The organism is Devosia sp. (assembly GCF_036406155.1).
Taxonomy (GTDB): domain Bacteria; phylum Pseudomonadota; class Alphaproteobacteria; order Rhizobiales; family Devosiaceae; genus Devosia_A.
Genome location: NZ_DASWVV010000117.1, coordinates 1 through 2,381 on the forward strand (window position 1 = coordinate 1; position 2,381 = coordinate 2,381).

2 protein-coding genes are annotated in these 2,381 nt (G+C 75.3%); both read left to right on the forward strand.

What is annotated here, in order from left to right; translation table 11 throughout:
- Window positions 1–1,819, forward strand: a 1,819-nt coding sequence (locus VGD93_RS07320) for a methyl-accepting chemotaxis protein (protein ID WP_395010680.1), incomplete at its 5' end; no start/stop codon positions are given.
- Window positions 1,816–2,381: chemotaxis protein CheW (locus VGD93_RS07325; RefSeq protein WP_395010682.1), on the forward strand; the 566-nt coding region annotated here is incomplete at its 3' end. The genes VGD93_RS07320 and VGD93_RS07325, both read left to right, overlap by 4 nt.

Here is a 2,381-nt window from a genome sequence, read left to right on the forward strand (position 1 = left end):
GCGCGCCCACACCCGGCGCCGCAAGGCGGCCGAGGGCATCGCCGCGGCGTCCAGCCAGCTCGCCAGCGGCGTCGCCGAGGCCGCCGCCGCGGCCGAGGAGCTGCGCAAGGCCATGGAACAGATCGCCGCCGGCGCCGAGGAGGCCGCCGCCGCCACCCAGCAGTCGCAACGGATGATCGACCGCGGCGCCGAGATGGTGCGGCGCGCCCGCCGCAACGCCGAGGTGGCGGTCGACAAGGTCGAGGCGCTGGACGGCACGGTCAAGGCGGTGAGCGGGCAGATCCTCGGCTCCATCGACGCCATCATCGCCACCGCCGAGCGGCAGGAGGCCGCCGTCGCCCTGGTGCGGGAGCTGGAGCGTCAGGCCGGCGAGATCGGCGCCATCGTCCAGGGCGTGGCGCGCATCGCCGACCAGACCAACCTGCTGGCGCTCAACGCCGCCATCGAGGCGGCGCGCGCCGGGGACGCCGGCAAGGGCTTCGCCGTGGTGGCCGACGAGGTGCAGGCGCTGGCCGAGCGGTCGGAGCGCTGCACCCGCGACATCCAGGCGCTGGTGGCGCGGATCCAGGACACCGTCGGCGGCATCGCCCAGGGCATCGTCGGCGCCGCCGCCACCGCCCGGACGGAGGTCGAGCGCGGCCGCCAGATGGCCGGGCAGCTGGAGCGCGTGCGCGGCGACATGACCGCCATCGCCCGTGGCGCCAAGGAGACCATCGAGGCCGCCGCCGAGGCCGAAGCGGCGGCGCGCGAGGCGCAGAAGGGCGGCGAGAACATCGCCGCCGCCGCCGAGGAGCAGTCGGCGGCCAGCGAGGAGGCGCTGAAGACCGTCGGCCAGCAGGCCCTGGCGCTGGCGCAAAGCGAGCAGGCGGCGGCCCAGCTTTCGGAGATCGCCGACGCCCTGACCAGCACCACCGACGTGCGCCGCACCGCCGAGGAGGTGGCCTCCGCCGCCGAGGAGCTGTCGGCCGCCATCGAGGAGATCAACCGCGCCGCCGCGCAGATCACCATCGCCATCACCCACATATCCCGCGCCACGGAGACGCAGAGCGCGGCGACGCAGCAGTCGGCCTCCGCCGTGGCGGAGATCGAGGCGAGCGCCCGGCTGGGCCTGAACCGCGCCGAAGCGGCCGGCGAGCGCACCCGCGCCATGGGCGCCCTGCTGGCCGACACGCACGAGGCGATCACCCGGCTGGCGGCCGGCGTCCTGCAGTCGGTCGAGGCCGGACGCCGCAACGTCGAGCAGATCGACGCGCTGGAACAGGTGAACCGCCGCATCGACAAGACCATCGACGCCATCGGCGTCATCGCCATCCAGACCAACATGCTGGCGGTCACCGGTTCGGTCGAGGCGGCGCGGGCCGGCGAGTTCGGCCGCGGCTTCACCGTGGTGTCCACCGACATCCGCAACCTGGCGCAGGACGCCGCCGACAACGCCGAGCGCGCCAAGGACCTCGTCAAGGGCATCCAGGACCAGATCGTCCGCGTGCGCCGCGACATCGAGGACCTCTCCGCCACCAGCGCGCGCGAGGCCGTCCGCCATCAGGAGTTCGCCGCCCGGCTGGAGGCCGCCGCGTCGGAGGTGGACATGGTCATCGCCGGCAACGCCGAGATCCTGGACAGCTCCACCGAGGTGCTGCGCACCGTGCAGGAGTCGCAGAAGGCCGTGGAGCAGATCGCCGGCGGCGCCGCCGAGGCCGGAACCGCCGCCGCCGAGGCGGTCAAGGCCGCGCGCGAACAGGCCAAGGGCGCCGAGGAGCTGGCCGCCGCCGTCGAGGAGATCGCCATGATGGCCGACGAGCTGCAAGGCGCCGTCGGATGACCACCCTCCCGAAGGCCCGCAAACGGACGGCGGCGGACGCCGCGCCCACGGGATCCGCCGCCGGGCCGTTGCGCCGTCTGGTCGCCTTCCGCGTCGCCGGCACGCGCTTCGCGCTGCCGCTGGCCGAGGCGGTGGAGATCATCCGCCGGCCCGACGTCGTGCGCATCCCGCTCAGCCCGCCCAGCCTGGAAGGGCTGGCGCGCCGGCGCGGCGCCGTGCTGCCGGTGATCAGCCTGCGCCGCATCCTCGGCCACGCCGACCCCACCGCCGACCCAAAAGACGCCGGGCGCGTCGTGATCGTCGACCACCGCGGTCAGCCGGTCGGCCTCGCCGTCGACCGGGTGGAAGGCATGCTGGCGGTCGAAGCATCGCGCATCGACGCATCGGCGCCGGACGATAAGGCGCCCGATGTGGACGCCGCCCTCCTGGCCGGCGCCGTTCGCGACGCCGAAGGCGGCGTGGCCGCGCTGCTGCTCGCCGCCGGGCCGCTGATCGAGCGGCAGTTCGAGGACCTCGCCCGCCCGTCCCCGCCGGCCGCCGCTGGCCTGCTGGACGCCGGGGG